The sequence below is a fragment of the Pseudomonas sp. R3-52-08 genome, from assembly GCF_003851745.1.
Classification (GTDB): Bacteria; Pseudomonadota; Gammaproteobacteria; order Pseudomonadales; family Pseudomonadaceae; genus Aquipseudomonas.
This window is the reverse complement of sequence record NZ_CP027730.1, coordinates 2,552,678-2,567,542: the sequence shown is the minus strand read 5'-3', so window position 1 is coordinate 2,567,542 and position 14,865 is coordinate 2,552,678. Positions and strand designations below refer to the sequence as shown.

General features: G+C 63.1%; 15 protein-coding genes. 6 read left to right on the top strand and 9 right to left on the bottom strand.

Features of this window, described 5'->3' with window-relative positions:
• Positions 1 to 4: 4 nt before the first annotated feature.
• The 3 genes from C4J91_RS11885 to C4J91_RS11875 form a co-directional block, all read right to left on the bottom strand.
• On the bottom strand, positions 5 to 1,132 hold the full coding sequence (locus C4J91_RS11885; protein ID WP_124362494.1) for an alkene reductase: 1,128 nt from the start codon (positions 1,130 to 1,132) through the stop codon (positions 5 to 7).
• Between the two features lie 76 nt (positions 1,133 to 1,208).
• Positions 1,209 to 1,886 carry a type 1 glutamine amidotransferase domain-containing protein gene (locus C4J91_RS11880; RefSeq protein ID WP_124362493.1) on the bottom strand — a complete coding sequence of 226 codons (678 nt, stop codon included), beginning with the start codon at positions 1,884 to 1,886 and terminating at the stop codon, positions 1,209 to 1,211.
• On the bottom strand, positions 1,883 to 2,512 hold the full coding sequence (locus tag C4J91_RS11875) for a TetR/AcrR family transcriptional regulator (RefSeq protein ID WP_124362492.1): 630 nt from the start codon (positions 2,510 to 2,512) through the stop codon (positions 1,883 to 1,885). Before C4J91_RS11875 ends, C4J91_RS11880 begins: the two co-directional genes overlap by 4 nt.
• Positions 2,513 to 2,685: 173 nt before the next feature.
• Here C4J91_RS11875 and C4J91_RS11870 point away from each other — a divergent pair, with 173 nt between their 5' ends.
• The gene (locus C4J91_RS11870) at positions 2,686 to 3,648 is read left to right on the top strand and encodes a GlxA family transcriptional regulator (RefSeq protein ID WP_124362491.1); all 963 of its coding nucleotides are present in this window, start codon (positions 2,686 to 2,688) and stop codon (positions 3,646 to 3,648) included.
• Here C4J91_RS11870 and C4J91_RS11865 read toward each other — a convergent pair.
• Positions 3,637 to 4,143 (bottom strand): GNAT family N-acetyltransferase, encoded by a 507-nt coding sequence (locus tag C4J91_RS11865; protein ID WP_256681679.1) that lies wholly within the window; start codon positions 4,141 to 4,143, stop codon positions 3,637 to 3,639. The two genes, C4J91_RS11870 and C4J91_RS11865, sit on opposite strands and share 12 nt — an antisense overlap.
• Before the next feature lie 178 nt (positions 4,144 to 4,321).
• Here C4J91_RS11865 and C4J91_RS11860 point away from each other — a divergent pair, with 178 nt between their 5' ends.
• Entirely contained in the window at positions 4,322 to 5,194 is an 873-nt protein-coding gene (locus tag C4J91_RS11860) for an undecaprenyl-diphosphate phosphatase (protein WP_124362489.1), read from the top strand.
• On the opposite strand, the gene C4J91_RS11855 is transcribed toward C4J91_RS11860, so the two are convergent.
• The 4 genes from C4J91_RS11855 to C4J91_RS11840 form a co-directional block, all read right to left on the bottom strand.
• Positions 5,134 to 6,012 carry a sugar phosphate isomerase/epimerase gene (locus C4J91_RS11855; protein ID WP_256681678.1) on the bottom strand — a complete coding sequence of 293 codons (879 nt, stop codon included), beginning with the start codon at positions 6,010 to 6,012 and terminating at the stop codon, positions 5,134 to 5,136. The two genes, C4J91_RS11860 and C4J91_RS11855, sit on opposite strands and share 61 nt — an antisense overlap.
• A 1-nt stretch (position 6,013) precedes the next feature.
• Positions 6,014 to 7,213 (bottom strand): NAD(P)/FAD-dependent oxidoreductase, encoded by a 1,200-nt coding sequence (locus tag C4J91_RS11850; protein ID WP_124362488.1) that lies wholly within the window; start codon positions 7,211 to 7,213, stop codon positions 6,014 to 6,016.
• A gap of 2 nt (positions 7,214 to 7,215) precedes the next feature.
• The gene (locus tag C4J91_RS11845; protein ID WP_053128781.1) at positions 7,216 to 7,536 is read right to left on the bottom strand and encodes a MocE family 2Fe-2S type ferredoxin; all 321 of its coding nucleotides are present in this window, start codon (positions 7,534 to 7,536) and stop codon (positions 7,216 to 7,218) included.
• 110 nt (positions 7,537 to 7,646) lie between these two features.
• The gene (locus C4J91_RS11840) at positions 7,647 to 8,732 is read right to left on the bottom strand and encodes a fatty acid desaturase family protein (RefSeq protein WP_124362487.1); all 1,086 of its coding nucleotides are present in this window, start codon (positions 8,730 to 8,732) and stop codon (positions 7,647 to 7,649) included.
• A 162-nt stretch (positions 8,733 to 8,894) separates the two neighbouring features.
• Here C4J91_RS11840 and C4J91_RS11835 point away from each other — a divergent pair, with 162 nt between their 5' ends.
• Positions 8,895 to 9,944: a LacI family DNA-binding transcriptional regulator gene (locus tag C4J91_RS11835; protein ID WP_124362486.1), complete on the top strand. Its 1,050-nt coding sequence runs from the start codon at positions 8,895 to 8,897 to the stop codon at positions 9,942 to 9,944.
• A 25-nt stretch (positions 9,945 to 9,969) separates the two neighbouring features.
• Here C4J91_RS11835 and C4J91_RS11830 read toward each other — a convergent pair whose 3' ends face one another.
• Complete coding sequence (locus C4J91_RS11830) at positions 9,970 to 11,943, bottom strand: sigma-54-dependent Fis family transcriptional regulator (RefSeq protein WP_124362485.1); 1,974 nt, start codon at positions 11,941 to 11,943, stop codon at positions 9,970 to 9,972.
• Between the two features lie 183 nt (positions 11,944 to 12,126).
• Here C4J91_RS11830 and C4J91_RS11825 point away from each other — a divergent pair, with 183 nt between their 5' ends.
• Genes C4J91_RS11825 through C4J91_RS11815 form a run of 3 tightly spaced genes read left to right on the top strand, consistent with a single transcriptional unit; the run spans position 12,127 to position 14,852 of the window.
• Complete coding sequence (locus C4J91_RS11825; RefSeq protein WP_124362484.1) at positions 12,127 to 13,131, top strand: Gfo/Idh/MocA family oxidoreductase; 1,005 nt, start codon at positions 12,127 to 12,129, stop codon at positions 13,129 to 13,131.
• The gene (locus C4J91_RS11820; protein ID WP_124362483.1) at positions 13,128 to 13,907 is read left to right on the top strand and encodes a TIM barrel protein; all 780 of its coding nucleotides are present in this window, start codon (positions 13,128 to 13,130) and stop codon (positions 13,905 to 13,907) included. The genes C4J91_RS11825 and C4J91_RS11820 overlap by 4 nt, the downstream gene beginning before the upstream one ends.
• A gap of 18 nt (positions 13,908 to 13,925) precedes the next feature.
• Positions 13,926 to 14,852, top strand: a complete 927-nt coding sequence (locus C4J91_RS11815; RefSeq protein WP_124362482.1) for a sugar ABC transporter substrate-binding protein — start codon at positions 13,926 to 13,928, stop codon at positions 14,850 to 14,852.
• Positions 14,853 to 14,865 lie beyond the last annotated feature (13 nt).

Here is a 14,865-nt window from a genome sequence, read left to right as displayed (position 1 = left end):
CAGCTCAGTCCGGTTTGGCATATTCCGGATAATCGACATACCCCGCCTCAGTCCCGCCATACAGCCCTTCAGCCTTCAACGCATTCAACGGCCAGCCATTGAAAATCCTTTGCGGCAGGTCCGGGTTGGCAATGAACGGGCGCCCGAACGCGATCAGGTCCGCCAGCCCCGCCTGTACCAGTTGCGCGCCGCGTTCAGCGGTGTAGCGGCCGGCGTAAATGATGCGCCCGCTGAAGGTGCTGCGCACGGCCTGGCGGAAGCTGTGCGGCAGGACGGGGGCGTTATCCCAGTCGGCTTCGGCGATGGAGACATAGGCGATACCCGACTGCTCCAGCACTTTGATCGCTTCGATGTAGGTGTGGTGCGGGTCTTCTTCCACCAGGCCGATGTACACGCGATCTTGGTCAGTGCCGCTGAACAAAGGCGAAAAGCGCACGCCCACACGTTCCGGACCCACTACGCGGCAGACGGCTTCGACGATCTCGCGCAGAAAGCGCAGGCGGTTGTCCAGTGAGCCGCCGTATTCATCCTCACGCTGGTTGGAATGGGCCGAGATGAACTGGTTGACCAGGTAGCCGTTGGCCGCATGAATCTCCACCCCGTCGAAGCCTGAGTCCAACGCATTGCGCGCCGCCTGTGCGTAGTGGCCGACCAGTTCCTCGATCTCCAGCACCGTCAGAGCACGGGGTACCGGGGGCTGTTTCAGCTCGCCGGCACCCGGCGCGGTTTCGATAAACGCCTTCGCCTGCAGGGCCTGGATCGCCGACGGTGCGACCGGCGCGGCGCCGTCGGGTTGCAAGGCGTTATGGGATACGCGGCCCACATGCCACAACTGGGCGAAGATCACCCCGCCCTCGGCATGCACCGCCTCGGTGACCTTGCGCCAGCCGTCGATCTGCGCCGGCGTGTAGATCCCCGGCGTCCACGCGTAACCCTGGCCACGCGGCTCGATCTGGGTGCCCTCGCTGACCATGAAACCGGCGCTGGCGCGTTGACGGTAGTAGCGGGCCATCAAGTCGGTGGCGATATCGCCGGGCTGGGCACTGCGCTGGCGCGTCAGGGGTGGCAACACGATGCGGTTGTTCAAGGTGTGATGTCCCAGTTTTACTGGGGTGTTCAATGGATGAGCCATGGATATTCCAAATTCAGGACGAACGAAAACACTGGCGACTCTCGCGAGCCGCCAACGCATCAATCGGTTATTAAAATTAAGCGGTGAGTTTGAGCAGCGCCTTGGCTACTTCGCTGGAGCTGCCGGGGTTCTGCCCCGTCACCAGCAAGCCATCGACGATCACGAAAGACTGCCAGTCAGCGCCCTTCTCATAATTGCCACCCAACTTCTTGAATTCATCTTCAATCAGGAAGGGCACCACCTCGGTCAATTCCACTGCCGCCTCTTCGGAGTTGGAGAACCCGGTGACGCGACGGCCCTTGATCAATGGCTCGCCGTTGACCGCCTTGACGTGACGCAAGGCACCCGGTGCATGGCAGACAAACCCGACAGGCTTGCCGGCACGCTCGAACGATTCGATCAGTGCGATGGACACCGGCGACTCGGCCAGGTCCCACAGCGGGCCGTGGCCACCTGGGTAAAACACGGTGTCGAAGTCGGCAGCGTTGACCGAGTCCAGTTTCACCGTGGTGGCCAAGGCCTGTTGCGCGGCCGGGTCGGCGGCGAAGCGTCGGGTTTGGTCGGTCTGGAAGTCCGGCTGATCGCTGACCGGGTCCAGCGGCGGCTGACCACCGGCGGGCGATGCCAGCACTACATCGGCACCGGCGTCCTTGAACACGTAATAGGGAGCGGCAAACTCTTCGAGCCAGAAGCCGGTCTTGCGGCCGGTATCGCCAAGCTGGTCGTGAGAGGTCAGTACCATTAATACTTTCATTTTCCAGTGCCTCGATCGTTGTGATTAACAGGGTTTTCGGGGTGGCCCAACAACTGTCGGGTCAGCCCCAGCGCCTCATCGAACGGCGCGGTGGTACGGGTAATCTTGCCCATGACGCTGGTTCCCAGCCACAACGCATACAAGCGTCGCGCCAGGCTTTCGGGGGGTTGCCCGATCATCAGCGAGCCGTCCTGCACACCGTGCTGCAACGCCAGGGCGAGCAACTCGATGGTGCGTGAAGTGCCGCGCTGCAATGCCAGGCGCATCGGCTCTGAAAGGTCAGACACTTCGGCGCCGAGTTTGACGGCCAGGCATTTTCCGGCGTCGGTGCAGCCGGTGTGGTTGTCGATCCAGGCCTGCCAGTAGCGCATCAGCTTGGCGTATGCAGACAAGTGCGCCTGGCTGAACAACTGCTCCATGGATTGTGTGTAGTTATCGAAATACGTATCGAGCAACACCACACCGAAGGCGTCCTTGGAGCTGAAGTAGTGATAGAACGAACCCTTGGGCACGTCGGCGGCTTGAAGTATTTCGTTCAATCCCACCGCGGAAAATCCCTTGCTGCCCACAATCGCTTGCGCACTTTCAAGAATGGTCTGCCGTGCACTTCTGGTTTCGCTGTTCATGCTTCGCCCCTGCCGATTAGACCAGTCGTCTAGTTCGTTGGAGGAATGTTAGGGCCGCAGGCGCAGGCTCACAATGTCATATGCGCAAGGATTCCGGCCATCGGCCAAAGGCAGTTGCCGTTTACCTGGCACGCGCCGACAATCGCCTCTCCCGCGCCCCTTGGAGAATGCCGATGCACAGCGTTGCGTTGATGGTTTACCCGAATTTCCAGTCCTTGAGCCTCAGCCTGGGCTCGGTGTTCGAGTGCGCCAACCTGCTGCGGGGCGAGCCGGCCTATGAGTTTCACCTGGTATCGGAAAGCGGCGGCGCGGTGATGACGTCCCAGGGTTTTTCGGTGAACACCGCGCCGATTAGGCCGCAGGGTTACGACACGCTGATCGTCAGCGGCTACCTGGAGTTTCGCCTGCCGGAAGCCAATCTGTTGGAGATGGTCAAGGCCGCCTCCGCGCAATCGCGCCGCGTGGCCTCATTGTGCATGGGTATTTTCGTGCTGGCCGAAGCCGGGTTGCTCGAAGGCAAGCGCACCACCACTCACTGGATCCACGCACCGGCGTTTCGCAAGCGCTACCCGGATATTTGCCTGGAAGAAGACAAGTTATTCGTGGTGGACGGCCAGGTATGGACCGGCGCCGGCATGAGCGCCGGGGTCGACCTGGCGCTGGCCATGGTCGAAAACGACCTGGGCAGCGACCTGGCCCGGCGCATTGCGCGCAAGCTGGTGATCGCACAACGGCGCGGCAGTGAACAGTCGCAACTGTCGGCCCTGCTGGAACTGGACCCCAAGTCCGACCGCGTACAACTGGCCCTGGCCTACGCCCGCGAAAACCTCACCCACGACCTGTCGGTGGAAGCCCTGGCCGAGGTCGCCCGTCTCAGCCCGCGCCAGTTCAGCCGGGTATTTCGCGAAGAAACCGGGCAAACGCCGGCCAAGGCCATTGAGGCGCTGCGCGTGGAGGCGGCGCGAGCGATGATGGAAACCAGTCGCCACCCGGTCGAAGTGGTGGCCCGCGAGACCGGCTTTGGAGATCGCGAGCGTATGCGCCAGGCGTTCCTGCGAGCCTTCGGGCAACCACCGCAGGCGATGCAGCAGGTGTTGTTCAGCCCCGCCCAGGCCCATGGCCGCTCAATGCAGTGAAGCGTGGGTCACCAGGTAGCTGATCAAGTGCGGTTCATCCTCGAGTTCGAGGGTTTGCACCGGGCGCGGCAGGTTATCCAGCACCGTGCGCCAGAACGCCTGGGAGACTTCGTCCTGGTCATAAAACCGCACCAGCCAATTGGCCTCGCCGCTGCACAGCACTTGGGTGGCGATGGCGCGGCCGATGCCTTTGCGGCGGTAGCGCTTGAGGATGAACAGGTCGGCCAGCTCCAGGGCATCGATGCCTGGCAGTTCGCTGCCTTCGATCAGCAGGAAGCCGGCCACATAGCCGTCGACCAATAACAGATTGGCGCTCCACTGCGGGTCATGCCAATAGCGGGCCAGGTGCTCGTCGTGGATGTAGAAACGGCCATCGGCCTCGACATCTTCCTGCTCCCAATCTGAAGACTCATAGGCGTAGTACTGGTAGAGATTGCGGATCAGCTCGGCGTGTTCAGGGCCGGTCTGGATCAATTCGACAGTGGTTTCAGGCATGGGGCTCTCGGTGAAAAAACGCAGGGCGCCATTGTTCACAAATCGGCTGGCAAGGCCAATACATTGCCCAACCTTTCTATTGGCTGAACCGATTGCAAATAGCCCTGGCCCCTGGCCGAAATCCAGAAACATTTAGAATAAACTTCGCCGGCTCTCCCTTTTTTCAAGGACACGTATTTTGACTAACGTCTGCTCCGCCGGCCTGGATGTGGGGTTTGCCTCCCTGGATTACCTGCAGATTTTTATCCTGGGTGTGATCCAGGGCATTACCGAATTGCTGCCGGTGTCGTCCACCGCGCACATGCGCGTGGTGCCGGCACTGCTTGGCTGGCAAGACCCTGGCTCGGCGTTTTCCGCAGCGATGCAGTTGGCGGCGCTGGCGGCGGTGGTGAGCTACTTCTGGCGCGATGTGCAGCAAGTGACCACGGGCAGCATCAGTGCCGTACGCCGGGGTGACTACAACGACCGCTGGTTCAAGCTGGCGGTGGCGATTGTGCTGGCGACCATCCCGATCTGCATCGCCGGCCTGGCGCTGTCGTCAACCTTGAATACCTGCAACTCGCCGCTGCGCGGGCTGATGGTGATCGGTATTGCCTGTGTGGTGATGGCGATATTACTGGCGGCAGCCGAACTGCGCGCCCGTCACACCCGCGAGGTGAGCGAAATGCGCTTGCGTGATGCGTTGATCGTCGGCATCGCCCAGATCGGCGCGTTGATTCCCGGGGTCTCGCGCTCGGGCTCGACCTTGACCGCCGCGCTGTTCCTGAATTTCAAACGCGAAGAAGCGGCACGCTTTTCGTTCTTGCTGGGCCTGCCCGCCATCGCCCTCGCCGGCCTGAAAGAACTGTGGGTGCTGCTGCACGCCGACCTGCCCGCCCACGCCTGGCCGCACTTGCTCTTCGGCCTGGTGGTGGCGAGCATCTCGGCGTTTTTCGCGATCTGGGGCCTGATGAAGTTTCTGGAACGCTTCTCCACCTGGCCGTTCGTGATCTACCGCGCGCTGCTGGGGGTGTTTTTGATTGGGGCGGTCAGCACCGGGCTGCTGAGTTGATCGTCCAGGCACTGCTTCCATAGGTTGCGAACCAGGGTTTTCATGGTGAGCGCCTCAGCCCAGCGATCACTGAGTTCCCGGCCATCCGCGCCGGTGATCGCATAGGGCGGCGGGCCGAGTTCGCAGGTGAAGGACAGGCTTTGGGGGGTGTTCGGGCGGGCCAACCAGTCCTCGATTCCGTAGCGCCACCAGCCGAGAAAGCGTTCTACCCAGGCTCGATGCTGGGGGAAATCCAGCGCCACCTGCACCTGTTCACTGCTGGCTACGCGCCCATGAAAGCCCCAGCTATGGTGCAGAATCGTGCGTATCTGTTCATCGTCGTCGGCGGCGCCAGGTTCGGGCAATTCGCCACCGACCACGTAGTGGGACAGGTCCGCCAGCAGTTTCAGGTCAGGCATTTGCGCCAGCAGGTCGAGGGTGAACAACAGGTCACTGGTCAGGCGATAACGGTGGGTTTCCAGCAGGATCGGGAAAGCCACCTGCTCGGCCAGGCGTTGCCAGCCGTCGATCAACCGGCCCGCCTCGGCCTGGGTACGCGGGCGCACGTCGGCTTGCAGAGTGAGGTGATGACAGCCGTAGCGGCTGATCACCTCCAGTGCGCGCGCCAGGTCATCCACCGATTGCGGAAACAGCTGGCCTTCGATCTGCAAACCCCGTGCGGCGGCGGCCGCGTGCAGGCGTGCAACCTCGGCCGCCTTCCAGTAATGATCGGTGACGCCATCGAAACCGGCGGCGGCGATTCGATCCAGTTGCGCCTCGAGCGGGCCGGGTTCGGTATGCATCGCCCACAGCGATTGGAATACTAGAAATTCGCGCATGTCAGCCCCGCAACCAATGTTTGAGAGAGACCGCCGGATCAGCCAGGCCCACCGACGGCAACGGCACATGGGCGATGATCAGGCGTTCACACAGCTTGATGTCCTTGGCCACGCTATTGCCCGGCGCCCAGCCGCAGGCGCCTTGCAGATACCCATCGGCATCGAGGTAGAACAGCAGCAGACCGCCGTGGGGCAAGATGCGGCTGACCACCCTCGGCGTCATCCCACCGACCGTCTGCAAGCCCCAGTCATAGTGGTCGGACCAGAAACCCGGCACGGCGTCAAAGGGCAATGCCCGGCCCAGCAGGTTCAACGCGGCATGCCGCCCCTGGGCCTCGGCATTGCGCCAGGTTTCCTGACGCTGATAGAGGCCGCCAAGCCGGAACTCGCAGACGTCTCCTGCTGCGTAGATATTCGTCGCACTGGTACGCAAGTGCGCGTCAACGCGAATGCCCTGCCCGACTTCCAGTCCGGCCGCTACGGCCAGTTCGATATTGGGTTGCATGCCGATGCCGACCACCACTAGGTCACAGGGCAGCGTCTGCCCATCCACCAGTTGCACGGCGTCGGCCTGGATGGATGCCACGGCGACGTTCAAGCGCACGTCCACACCCTGCTCGCGGTGCAGATCCAGCAGTGCTGCACTGATGACCGCGGGCAATACCCTGCCCGCCAGGCGCGGCCCGGCTTCGAGCACCGTCACCGCGCAGCCCAGGCCTCGCGCGGTCGCCGCCACTTCCAGGCCGATAAACCCACCGCCGACGATCACCAGCCGGGTGCCGGGGCGCAACTGGGCGCGCAGGGCCAGCGCTTCATCGTGGGTGCGCAGGTAAAGCACATTGGCCTGGGCCTCAGGCAGACGCCGCGCACGGCCGCCAGTGGCGAGTAGCACGCCGGCATAGTCCAGCCAGCGGCCATCGGCCAGTTGCAGCCGATGCTGCTGCGGCGCCAGCTGGCTGACCGCATTGCCCGCGATATGCTCGATATCCAGCTCGGTCAGCCGCGCGCTGTCGCACAGGCTACACCCGGCCAGGTCCTGGCTGCCTTGCAACAGGGCCTTGGACAGCGGCGGTCGTTCGTAGGGCACGTGCGGTTCGTCGCCGATCAGGATCAGCCGACCGTCGTAACCCTCCTCGCGCAGGGTCAACGCCGCACGGCCACCGGCATGGCCGGCGCCGACGATAATCAGGGGCGCGCTCATCATCACGCCGTGACAGCGAGCAACACTCGCCCCGCTTCAACCCGTACCGGGTAGGTCTTCAGGTTGACACAGACCGGCGCGCCCAGGGCCTTGCCGGAGCGGTAATCGAAACGCCCGTTGTGCTTGGGGCATTCGATCACATGGTCCATGACTAGGCCGTCGGCCAGGTGGATTTTCTCGTGGGTGCACAGGCCGGCGGTGGCGAAAAACTCATTGTCGGCGGAGCGGAACACCGCATAGGTGTGTGCCCCGTGGTCGAAGCGCAACACGTCTTCTTCGTCGATTTCGCCCACGGCGCAGACGTCGATCCATTGATCGTTCATGATTTTTCTCCAAGTGAATAACGTTCCTGGTGGCGAGCGAGCTTGCTCGCGCTGGGCTGCGAAGCGGCCCAGGATCGCGATTGAGGGTTATCTGAAAGACCGCGCCAGGTTTATTGGGGCTGCTGCGCAGCCCAGCGCGAGCAAGCTCGCTCGCCACTATGGGTGGGGCGCTGGACGAAATAGGTCGGGTCGCTGCGCTGCTTCCACAGGGTTGGCAGGATTTCCTTGTAGGCCTCGAACAGATTGGCGTACGGCGGTGGGCAGTCGCGGCGGATTTCTTCGTGCAGCTGTTCGAGGGCGTGGTACGGCACCATCGGGTACATGTGGTGCTCGAGGTGATAGTTCATGTCCATGTAGATAAAGCGCAGCACGCGGTTCATGTAGATGGTGCGGCAGTTGCTGCGGTGGTCGAGCACATCTTCGGCCAGGCCCACGTGCTGGGTGAGGCCGAACAGGTAACCGAGCCAGGCGCCATAGAGACTCGGCAGCCCCACCAGCATCAGCGGCAACCAGCTGTGCAGGTACAAGGCGGTGCCGATGATCAACGCGTAAATGCCCACCCAGATGCGCGCGGCGCGAAACACTTTGGGCCATTCGGATTCGGGGATGAAGTCCTGCTCCTGGGCACTCATACGGCCGATGGCATGGCGGGCCACGCCACTGAAGGTCTTCCAGGCCAGGGGCAGATTGAACAGGCTCAGAAACATCATCCAGAAGCTTGGCGGGCGCGGCTCGACGATCTCCGGGTCGCGGCCGACGACGATGGTGTCGGTGTGGTGCCGGGCATGGCTCCAGCGCCACACATGGGGTTCGAACAGGCACATGAAGCATGCCACCGGGTACAGCGCGTCATTCATCCAGCGGGTCTTGAACGCCGTGCCATGCCCGGTTTCGTGCCAGCGCGGGTTGGAGGCGGTGCCGTAGAGCACGCCATAGGCGAGGAAGAACGGCACACAGGCCCAGGAGCCCCAGAACCAGTAGCCGCCAAAGCCTGTGACGAACAACGCGGTGAACCAGATGGCCGTATCGACCAGGGCCGGGCCGTCACGGCGCTGCATCAGTTCCTTCATGCGTTTGCGCGGAATCGGCGATTGGTACCAACGGGCCGAGACCAGGCCTTTTTCGGCGGCGCGGGCGGCTTCGGGGCCGGTCAGGCTGTAGTCGCGCCGGGCGCAGTGAGCGGTGTGTTCAGGCATTGTTATTGTTCTCCGCAAGCGTGTGGTTTCAGGGGCTTTGCGAGACCAACCATAGAGCGCGGCCAAATCAGCCTCAAGGGCTTGAATCCATTCCCTATCAAGCTATCATCCAGGCCCAGCGGGGCTTGATAGTTTTCTATCAAGACGCTCAAGGGGCTCGCCATGAATACCCATAAACGCCCGACCATCGCCACGGTTGCCGCCCACGCGGGCCTCAGTGTGGCCACCGTCGACCGTGTATTGAACGCTCGCGCACCGGTCAATCCGGACACCGCCGAACAGGTGTTCCAGGCCGCCGAAGCGGTCGGTTATTTCGCCGCGCGACTGATCGGCCAGCGTATTCGCGAACGGCGTCCGACCTACCGTTTCGGCATTCTCCTGCTGGGCACCGCCCAGGCGTTCTATGCCAACCTGGCCCAGTCGATCAGCGCGGCGGCGCAGCAGCACGCCAGCGCCAACCTGAGCTGCCAGTTCGAGTACATCGTTGACCGCACACCCAGCGCCATCGTCGCGCAGATCGAGCAACTGGCCGTGCAGTGCGACGCGCTGGCGGTGGTCAGCTTCGCCCACCCGTTGATCAATGCGTGCCTGGCGCAGATCCGCGCAGCCGGCGTGCCGGTGGTGGCGCTGCTCTCGGACATCCACGAACGCGCGGCCGAACCTTATGTGGGCCAGGATAATCACGTCGTCGGCCGCACCATGGGCTGGCTGTTGGCGCGTACCTGCGGTGCGCGTAAAGGCAGCGTGGGCATCTTGCTGGGGGGCCACCGTTTTCTCGGCCACCAGGCGCGGGTCGAAGGCTTGCACAGTTACCTGGCCGAACACGCGCCGGGGCTCAAACCCTTGGAACCCCTGATCAATCTGGACAACTGCGACATCACCGAAGAAGCCACCCTCGACCTGCTCAGCCGCCACACCGACTTGCGCGGGCTGTGCGTGGTGGGCGGCGGCGGTGACGGCGTGATCAACGCCTTGGCGCAACTGCCCAAGCGCCCGGCGTTGTGCTGCATTTTGCAGGAGTCCACCGAACTGTCGCGCCAGGCGTTGGGCCGAGGGTTGATCGATGTGGTGATGGATTCGCAGCCGCAGCAGACGGCGGTGGCGCTGGTGCAGTTGCTGGTTGAATTGCAGAGCACCGAAGTGTTCGACCCCGTCCGGCATCGTGTGCATATTCCGCCGCAGATCGTGACCTCGGAGAATATCGGCAACTGAGCCGCAACAGCGATTTTCCGGACTTTCAGGGCCTGCGAAAATCAGCCGCATTCAGGCCAAACCGGCTCATCTTGTTGTACAGCCCGCCACGGGAAACGTTCAGCTCTCGAGCGGCCAGGCGGATATTGCCAGCGGTGTTTTTCAGCGCAGTGATGATGGCGTGCCTTTCGTGGCTGCTCAGGTCTTGCGTAGGCGGCGCAGCATGTAGGCTGGCCGGGGCGCGCGGCCTGGGCTCCAAAGGTAAATCGCCAGGCTCGATCCACTCGCCCATCGCCAGGTTGGTCGCCCGCTCAATCGCGTTTTCCAGCTCGCGCACGTTGCCCGGCCAGCCATGGGCCGACAGCAACGCCAGCGCATCCGGCGAGAATCCTTGCAGCGATTTGCGCAACGAACGCGCGCAACGCTGCAGGAAATACCGCGCCAGCAAGGGAATATCGTCACGGCGCATACGCAGGGGCGGCACGGTGATATTCAGCACGTTGAGGCGGTAGTAAAGGTCTTCGCGGAACGCCCCCTCGGCCACCGCCTGGCTGAGATTGCGGTGGGTCGCCGCAATGATGCGCACATCCACTGGCCGTGAGGTCTTCGCGCCCACGCGGGTCACCTCGCCTTCCTGCAACACGCGCAACAGGCTGACTTGGGCGTCGAAGGCCATGTCGCCGATTTCATCGAGGAAAATAGTCCCGCCATCGGCCAGTTCAAACTTGCCCGCCGAACCGCCGCGTGCTGAGCCGGTGAATGCGCCTTCGGTATGGCCGAACAATTCGCTTTGCACCAGGTCCCGTGGGATCGCGCCGCAGTTGACTGCGACGAAGGGGCCAGTGCAACGCTCGCTGGCGTTATGAATGGCCTGGGCAAATAACTCTTTGCCGGTGCCGCTTTCGCCGAGGATCAAGGTGGTGGAATCACTGCGACTGGCGATGCGTCCCAGGTGCAGCGCGTCCTGGATCGCGCGCGAGGTGCCCTGGATGGTTTCAAAGGTGTAGCGGGCCTGGGTGCCGACAATGCGCCGGGTGATTTCGCGGATGCGGCGGTTTTCACGCACCGACACGATCACCCCGCCCTGCTCCAGCGGGCACACCGAGACCAGGCAGGCGAGTTGGCTGCGGTCGTGCAAGTGAAAGGTGCAGTCCAGATCGCGCAGGTTTTCGCCGCCGCGCAGGAGCATGGCGTCGCTCAGCTCGCTGCGAGCGAGGCGATTGAAGGGGCTGCCGAGCAGCTCCAGGCCCACGTTGAACAGTTGCCGCGCGTAGCGATTGATCGCCTTGATGCACCCGCGTTCATCCAGCACCACCAAGCCTTCGTTAAGCACTTCAAGCACGGTTTGCTGCTCTTGCAGCAACGCTTGCAGCGCCATCTGCCGCGACACGGCCTCGGTGGCCGCCTGGACGGTGCCCAGGGTATGGAAGTGAAACCAGCCGGGCTCGGCCGTCAGCGTCAGCATGGCCAGGGTCTGGCCCTGGGCATTCTTGATCGGCGCGGCGGCGCAGTGCATGCGGCGTTGACGCAGGCCGACGGCGAAGTTTTCTTCGGCCAGCACATACACCAGATGATCTTCGGCCAGCGCCAGGCCGGTGCAGTTGGTGCCCTGCACCGATTCGAGCAGGCGACTGCCCACGGGAGTGATGTCCAGCCCGCAGAAATACAAAGTGGTGCCGTCAGCGTCGGTAAGGTTGATATGACCGCGCGGGTTGTACGCCAGCAATCCATGCATGACTTGCGCGGCGGCGGCGATCAGCACGCGGTGGCTGGCCAGGGTGGCCGCCAGTGTGTCGGCAGCGACGAAACGGTAGGCGTTGTCTGCCGGATCGATGCCGGCCTCGATGCTGCGCCGCCAGGAATCCCAGATCGTCTGACGCACCTCGGGCGGGCGCTGCAGCTGGCCGCTCAGGCAGGCCTGCCACGCCTGCTCCAAGGCTGCAACCGGGCCGTCATTCAGCGCCGCGGGGCCCAGCGCCGTCAGGTAATCGAGGTCTTGCACACTGATCGCCATGCTCATAAGCGGTGTCCATGTTCATGTTTTCGACATGTCAGCATAGACATGTCATTTAAATGAACACCATTTTTCTAATGTTTATTTAAAACCGTTAAATATCAGTCACTTGAATTTTGGCACAGCCCTTGCTCTTACCCCTTTACCCGCCAGGACCGTCCTGAGGCCAACAATAAGAAGGGGTCATACATGAATACAAAAAACATCCGCCTGGGCTTGATCGGCGCCGGCCGCATGGGCAGCTTCCACGGCCTGACCGCCGCCCGGCACATTCCCGGCGCTTGCCTCGCCGCCATCGCCGACCCAACCCCAGGGCAAGCCGCGCGTCTGGCGGCAGAGCTGGGTGTAGCCAAGGTTTACACCGACCCGCAGCAACTGCTCGATGACCCGGATATCGACGGCGTACTCATCGCCGCCCCCGCCCGCAGCCACGCCGAGCTGGTGATCAGCGCCGCCCGTGCCGGCAAGGGCATCTTCTGCGAGAAGCCCATGGCGATCACCCTCGATGAAGCCGACCGCGCCATCGCCGCTGCGGCCGATGCCCGAGTGCCACTGCAAGTCGGCTTCAACCGGCGCTTCGCCAACAGCTTTCGCGCCGCCCACCTCGACGTTGCCGCAGGCCGTATCGGCACTCCGCAGTTGCTGCGCTCCCTGACCCGCGACCCGGCGCTGAACAACCCTGGCGCCTCACCGCAATGGGTGATTTTCCTGGAAACCCTGATCCACGACTTCGACACCCTGCGCTACCTCAACCCCGGCGCCGAAGCGGTGCAGGTGCAGGTGATGGCCGACGCCCTGATCGCCCCGGACTACAAAAGCCAGGGTTTGCTCGACACCGCCGTGGTCACGATCCGTTTCGATAACGGCGCGATTGCCACCGCCGAAGCCAGCTTCCAGGCGGTGTATGGCTATGACGTGCGCGGTGAAGTGTTCGGCAGCGCCGGCATGCTGACCATGGGCAGCGTGCAGGCCTGCGACCTGGTGCGCTACCAGGCCCAGGGCATCCAGGCCGACACCCAGCGCCTGGACACCGACCTGTTGCGCGATGCCTACATTGCCGAGCTCAACCACTTCGTCGACTGCCTGCAAAGCGGCGCCAAGCCCCTGGCCAGCGGGGAAGATGCCCGCGCCGCCCTGGCGATTGCCCGCGCCTGTATCCAATCCTATGAGCAAGGTACGGCGGTGAGCCTATGAGCCCGTTCAAGCTGGCGGTGAGTGCCGAGATGGTGTTTCTGGATCTGCCCTTCGTCGAGCGGGTCAAGCGGATTCATGCCCTGGGTTTCAGCGCCGAAATCTGGAACTGGACAGACAAGGACATCAACGCCCTCGCCGCGACGGGCGCGGACTTCACCTCCATGACCGGCTACATCAGCGGCACGCTCACCGACCCCGACGGTATCCGCCACTTGCTCGACAGCGCCCGCGAATCCTTAAGCGTTGCCGAGCGCCTCAAGTGCCCCAGCCTCAATTTGCACGGCACCGGCCTGGGTGACGGCGGCCTGCCGGTGCAACCCGTCAGCCGGACCACCGGACGCATGTGGCTGAGTGCCTGCAAGACGCTGGAGAAAATCGCTCGCCTGGGGCAAGACGCCGGCCGCGTGTTCCTGCTGGAAAACCTCAACACCGAGGTCGACCACCCCGGCACGCCATTCGCCCGCGCCGACGACACCCTGGCGCTGATCGAAGCCGTGGGCAGCCCGCATTTGAAAATGAACCTGGACCTTTACCACGCGCAAATCGGCGAAGGAAACCTGATCGAATTGATCCAGCGCGCGGGCAGCGCCATCGGCGAAATCCAGGTGGCGGACGTGCCCGGGCGCCAGGAGCCTGGCACCGGGGAGATCCATTACCCGGCGATTGCCAGGGCGCTGCAGGCCATCGGCTACAGCGGCGTGGTCGGCCTGGAAGCCTGGGCCAGCGGCGACAGCGAAGCGGCCCTGGAGCGTTTTCGCCAAGCCTTCACCCTATAACAACAAGAGGAACACCTCATGCATCGCTATTCATTGATCGTTGCCACCCTGTTGCTGCTGTTCAGCCAATGGACCTTCGCCGCGTATCGCATCGGCGTGAGCATCGCGCGGGTCGACGATAACTTCATGACCTACGTACGCACTGGCCTTGAAACGGCTGCCAAACAACAAGACGTGCAGATCCAGTTCGAGGACGCCCAGGGCGACGTGGTGCGTCAGCTCAACCAGGTCGAAGGGTTTCTCAACCAGAACGTCGACGCGGTCATCGTGCTGCCGGTGGACACTGCCGCCACCGCCAACATGACCCGCGCCGCCGTGGCCGCCAATAAGCCATTGGTGTACGTCAACCGCCATCCGGATCAACGCACGCTGCCCAAGGGGGTCGTGACCGTGGCGTCCAACGACATCGAAGCCGGGCAACTGCAAATGCGCTACCTCGCGGAAAAACTCGGCGGCAAGGGCAACGTGGCGATCATCATGGGCGACCTGGCGCAAAACGCTACCCATGATCGCACTGAGGGCGCCAAGCAGGTGCTCAAGGACTTTCCCGGGATCAAGATTGTCGAGCAGCAAAGTGCCGAATGGCAACGCAGCAAGGCCATGGACCTGACCAGTAACTGGCTGCTGGCGGGCACGCAGTTCGATGCAATTGTGGCCAACAACGATGAAATGGCGATTGGCGCGGCCATGGCGTTGCAGCAGGCCGGCAAGGCCAAGGGCGACGTGGCGATTGTCGGCATCGATGGCCTGCCCGATGGCCTGGCGGCGATCAGGCGCGGCGTGCTCACCGCCTCAGTGTTCCAGGACCCCAAAGCCCAGGCGACTCAAGCGGTACAAGCGGCGGTGCGGATGATCAAGGGCGAGCCAATCGAGTCAGAGGTGTGGGTGCCGTTCGAACTCATAAAACCCGAACAGGTAGCGGTGTTCGAACAACGCTACAAATAATTGAAGCCAAGAA

Coding starts and splice junctions, on each gene's coding strand:
- C4J91_RS11875 (WP_124362492.1), bottom strand. CDS start 2,512: ATGAACAGCGAAACCAGAAGTGCACGGCAGACCATTCTTGAAAGTGCG.
- C4J91_RS11820 (WP_124362483.1), top strand. CDS start 13,128: ATGAGCCCGTTCAAGCTGGCGGTGAGTGCCGAGATGGTGTTTCTGGAT.
- C4J91_RS11855 (WP_256681678.1), bottom strand. CDS start 6,012: ATGCGCGAATTTCTAGTATTCCAATCGCTGTGGGCGATGCATACCGAA.
- C4J91_RS11865 (WP_256681679.1), bottom strand. CDS start 4,143: ATGCCTGAAACCACTGTCGAATTGATCCAGACCGGCCCTGAACACGCC.
- C4J91_RS11870 (WP_124362491.1), top strand. CDS start 2,686: ATGCACAGCGTTGCGTTGATGGTTTACCCGAATTTCCAGTCCTTGAGC.
- C4J91_RS11850 (WP_124362488.1), bottom strand. CDS start 7,213: ATGAGCGCGCCCCTGATTATCGTCGGCGCCGGCCATGCCGGTGGCCGT.
- C4J91_RS11830 (WP_124362485.1), bottom strand. CDS start 11,943: ATGAGCATGGCGATCAGTGTGCAAGACCTCGATTACCTGACGGCGCTG.
- C4J91_RS11835 (WP_124362486.1), top strand. CDS start 8,895: ATGAATACCCATAAACGCCCGACCATCGCCACGGTTGCCGCCCACGCG.
- C4J91_RS11845 (WP_053128781.1), bottom strand. CDS start 7,536: ATGAACGATCAATGGATCGACGTCTGCGCCGTGGGCGAAATCGACGAA.
- C4J91_RS11885 (WP_124362494.1), bottom strand. CDS start 1,132: ATGGCTCATCCATTGAACACCCCAGTAAAACTGGGACATCACACCTTG.
- C4J91_RS11815 (WP_124362482.1), top strand. CDS start 13,926: ATGCATCGCTATTCATTGATCGTTGCCACCCTGTTGCTGCTGTTCAGC.
- C4J91_RS11825 (WP_124362484.1), top strand. CDS start 12,127: ATGAATACAAAAAACATCCGCCTGGGCTTGATCGGCGCCGGCCGCATG.
- C4J91_RS11880 (WP_124362493.1), bottom strand. CDS start 1,886: ATGAAAGTATTAATGGTACTGACCTCTCACGACCAGCTTGGCGATACC.
- C4J91_RS11840 (WP_124362487.1), bottom strand. CDS start 8,732: ATGCCTGAACACACCGCTCACTGCGCCCGGCGCGACTACAGCCTGACC.